Source organism: Defluviitoga sp. (assembly GCF_035349255.1).
GTDB lineage: Bacteria > Thermotogota > Thermotogae > Petrotogales > Petrotogaceae > Defluviitoga.
Genome location: NZ_DAOPSE010000067.1, coordinates 1 through 4,473, shown reverse-complemented (window position 1 = coordinate 4,473; position 4,473 = coordinate 1). Strand labels below are relative to the sequence as shown.

At 31.2% G+C, this 4,473-nt stretch carries 3 protein-coding genes; 1 reads left to right on the top strand and 2 read right to left on the bottom strand.

Going from position 1 to position 4,473, the window contains the following annotated elements; translation table 11 throughout:
* A partial coding sequence (locus tag PKN74_RS07985; protein WP_472310288.1) for a substrate-binding domain-containing protein occupies positions 1-2,092 on the top strand: 2,092 nt, incomplete at its 5' end.
* Positions 2,093-2,126: 34 nt separating this feature from the next.
* Here the strand turns inward: PKN74_RS07985 and PKN74_RS07980 are convergent.
* Positions 2,127-4,178, bottom strand: a complete 2,052-nt coding sequence (locus tag PKN74_RS07980) for an EAL domain-containing protein (protein WP_472310286.1) — start codon at positions 4,176-4,178, stop codon at positions 2,127-2,129.
* A 101-nt stretch (positions 4,179-4,279) separates the two neighbouring features.
* Positions 4,280-4,473 (bottom strand): alpha/beta fold hydrolase (locus tag PKN74_RS07975; protein WP_472310284.1); only part of this gene is annotated, 194 nt, incomplete at its 5' end.

Genomic DNA, 4,473 nt, shown 5'->3' with positions numbered 1-4,473 from the left:
GGAAATGTACAAAAAAATAACCATATGTATTTCGACAGTTTTATTAATCATTGCGTTTATCGTAATGCATTATACGACCGTGCTTGGTAGCTTCTTGTTTATAGTAGGTATAGTGGGGAATGTACTTGCAATCTTTATTCCAGAGAAAGACAAAGAAAAAGGTGTAGAACTTATATACAACAAGATTAAAAACAAAGATCTTTTAGAAGACGAATTAGTACAAGCTTTAGAAAAAGAAAATGAAAAGCTCTATTATCTATTTAACGAATTTACCAAAATTATCAGGGATTTTAGAACTTCCATAGAAGAAATGATCAATCTTTCCAAGGTAGTAACAGAAACTGTAAACGAATCTTCGCAACTTTCAGAAAATCTTATCGATATCAATAATTTTATAGTTGAGGGTGCAGAAAGACAAGCTATAGATGCTGAGAATGTTACAAAAGACCTTGTAGAATTGACCAAAAGTTTTGATAAAATGCTCAACAATATTAATGAGATAGAAAATGAAATCAACAAACTTAAAGAAAAAAGTGATATTGGTATATCAAATATATCTGTATCCATGAAAGAAAGTGAAGTAATGCAAAACGCCTTCTTACAAACAATCCAAACCGAACAAGCTTTAAAAGACAGTGTAGATAATGCATATAAAATTATAACTTCAATAGATTCACTAGCAGAAAGGATTAATTTAGTTTCACTTAATGCGGCTATAGAAGCGGCAAGAGCAGGGGAAGCGGGAAGAGGTTTTTCGGTTGTAGCACAAGAAATTAGAGATTTAGCAGAGCAAAGTAACAACCTTGTTCAAGAGATAGGAGTAACTTTAAAATTAATTAATGAAAAAGTTGATTCTACCATTGAATTAATAAATCATCTAGACGAAAAAGCTAATTCCCAACTCGATGCAAACAAAAAGGTTCACGACACTTTTAAAGAGATATACTTTGCAATAGCTGATTCAATAAATCAGCTTTCAGTACTAAAGGAAAGTGTTTTAGAATTGGGTGATATAAAAGACTCTGTAATTAGCTCCATAACCAGTATTGCTTCGCTCTCCCAGGAATTTGCTGCATCTACCGAAGAAGCCCAATCGATTAGTGAAATGCAAAAAGAATCCAACCGCGTTCTTTTTGATCTTGCTGAAAGATTAATGAAAGCCATTCAAGTAGTTAGTACTGAGATTAGCGATTACAACATAGAAATTCATGAAAAGAAAGTAAAAAAGATAGGTTTCGTTCATATGTTGTCTCAGGATCATCCTTTTATCTCTGAAATGATTAAAAATGGCCAAAAAACAGCCGAAAGATATGGATATGAATTTTTGGTTAATTGTCCTGAAGCGGGAGCTCAGAGATTTGAAGCTCAATTAGAAAAGATAAGAGAGCTTGAAAGAAAAGGAATCAACTATTTAATATTAACCCCTGCTGACAGTGAACGTTTTGTCCCCGTAATCAACGAACTAGACGAAAAAGGTATTAAAACCATATGTGTTGATTCTGATTGTCCCAACAGCAGGAGATTAAGTTTTATTGGCACAGATAACTATGCGGCTGGGATAAAAATGGGTCAAGTAATAGCTAAACATCTAAAAAACAAAGATAAAGGCGATGTAATTATCAGTATGACAGACAAAAATCGAGCAAATATAGCTGATCGTCTAAAAGGAGTAGAAGATGAGTTAAAGAGATACAAAAAAATAGAAATAGTTGCTTTGGATTACGGAAAGATAAACACCACCGACAGACTTAAAAATTTAGAAGATCTAGTTAGAAAATACCCACATTTTGATCTTATGGCAGGACTTGATGCTCAGTTTTGTGAAATAGTCGAAGTGCTTAGAAGAAAAATAAATTTGAAAGATAAGATTTTTATTGGTTTTGATAATATACCCAAAAACATTGAACTTCTTGAAAAAGGCGTTGTTGATGCAATAGTAGCCCAACGTCAAGAACTGTTTATCAATATTGCAATAAGAAAAATACATAGTTACGAAGAAGGAAAACCAGAAATTGACGTTGAGCTGTTAGATACCTACGAAATCAATAGAATAAATGTTGGAGCACTTGTGGCTTTGAAAAGAGCACAATAATCAATAGTTAGTTTTCGTTGTTGTTTTAGTTGTATCAACAGAATGATTCCATAAATTTATCCAAAGAAAGGGGTTTGCTGAAATAATAGCCCTGGATTTCATAACAACCTCTTGATTGAAGAAACAATAATTGTTCCTTATTTTCAACACCTTCTGCTATAACTTCAAGTCCCAAGATTTGTGACATAGAAATTATACTAGAAACAAGTCTTTTTGCAGAATCACTTATTAAAAGATCATCAATAAAACTTTTATCAATTTTTATCTTATCAATTCTTAACTTATTAAGGTATGACAATGAAGAAAAGCCTGTGCCAAAATCATCTAAAGCAATGTGTAAACCCATATTTTTCAAGGCGTTGATCTTTTTTTGAGCAGAATAAAAATCATCAATAAAAATCTCCTCAGTCAGTTCCACTCCTAAAAAAGAGGGATCTAAATCATACTCATTTAAAACTCTTTTAATGTGATTTAAAAATTCATCATCTTCAAAGAATGATTTAGAAACATTGAAGAATACTTTTATATTTCTATCCGAAGAAGAATTCAACTGTTTTGATATTTTAGCAGTATTTTCCAACACAAATTTATCTATTTCAATCATTAACCCTTTTTGCTTTGCGATGTTCAAAAATTCCAAGGGATAAAGAATAGTGCCATCACTCTTTAGAAGTCTAATTAAGGTTTCTGCACCAATTATTTCAAAATTTCTTGTGTCAATTTGCGGTTGAAGAAACAACACAAGCCTGTTATTTTGTAAAGCTTGGTATATTTCTTCTTCGATAAGTTTTTCATATTTTATTAAGTTTGATAAATCAGGAGAATAAAAGTTTATATCGTTTTTAGAAGAAACATTCAACGCAGTTCTAGCTTGATTTATCAACTTCTCAGGATCTTTTGAATTTCTAGGATAAATACTTATTCCTATTCTTGTTTTGATAAACACTTGGTCGTTTGATATCTGGATCGGATCAGTAAGAGTTTTTATTAAATCATTTGAGATCTCTTCTATATTTGTTAGAGAATCAAAACTTCCAAACAAAGCGAACTCATCTTCAGCTATTCTAGCAACAAAGAAATGACTTCCGGCAACTTTAGTAACTCTTTCTGTTATTTCTTTTATAATGACGTTTGTTTCCTCAAAGTCATATACAACAGGCAGTTCGTGCATTTTATTAATTTTTACAATAATAAGAGCATATTCTAATTCCTCTTGATTTAAATCATTACCAACAACTTCTTCAATTTTTTCTAACAAATACTCCTTCTTAGGCAACCATGTTTGAAAATCATACTTATGTACCCTTCTTATTTCTTCTTCTCTTCTAATATTATCAGTAATATCAGAATTAATAGCTATATAACCAACTAGCTCACCATTGTATCCTTTGATTTCGAAGATGTTTGAGTAGATGAAAAAAATTTCTCCATTCTTTTTCTTGTTTATTATTCTTCCATTCCAAAACCCTTTTGTTTTAAGGTCATACCACATTCTCTGATAAAACGTTTTATCATGCATGCTTGAAGACCAAAAACTAGGATCTTTACCAATCACTTCTTCAAGAGAATAACCCATTATATCAATAAATGCTTTGTTAACAGTTACTACTTTGTTATTTCGGTCAGTTATAACAATTGCTTGTTGAGAGTTATCAAATAAATCCTTTGGGAAGAAAACATCGGGACTTATATTTCCATACCTCTGATTGGGATTGCGAATCAAGATATATACAATATCTCTTTCCCCTCTTCTTTTTTTCTTTCCAACTAACTCGAAGGTATCGTAACCCTCCTTCTTTTTCTTTGGTGAAGCTTTTAAAACCCATTCACTTTCATAATCACAATTCACACTATTATCCAAAATCTTTTGAAAATCTTCTTCTTCCAAAAACTCTTTTAATTCTTCTAAGTTTTGAGGAAACTCGTCTTTTCCGATTCCGGTGACCCTCTTAAAATTCGATGAGTACAAAATTTTATGATTTGAGAGATCTATTCGCATTACAGCTCCTGTGTGCATCTCTGATGAAGATTCATACATGTCTAATATTTCATCTTTTTCTTCTTCGCTTAGTCTATGTTTTTCCATTTCTTGTCCACCTTTTTTGGCAAAAATATTTTCAAGCATAATAATAGTATATAACATTTTTTTTAAATTAAGATAAAATTCAAAATTATTTAAAAAATTTTTCATTCTTCAGAAAAAAAACCTTCTACAAGCAAACAAAATTCTTCAAACTTTTCAAAAAATAGGGCATGACCAGTATTTTCTATGTTTACTAGCAAAGAGCCAGCTACTTTTTTACTCATTTCTATTATATGGCTTTTTGGGGTTATTATATCCTCCTCACCTGAGATGAACAGAGTTTTGGCTTTGATATTTT

What these genes read in the sequence shown, in the direction of transcription:
- PKN74_RS07980 (WP_472310286.1), bottom strand. Translation starts at nt 4,178, where the DNA reads ATGGAAAAACATAGACTAAGCGAAGAAGAAAAAGATGAAATATTAGAC.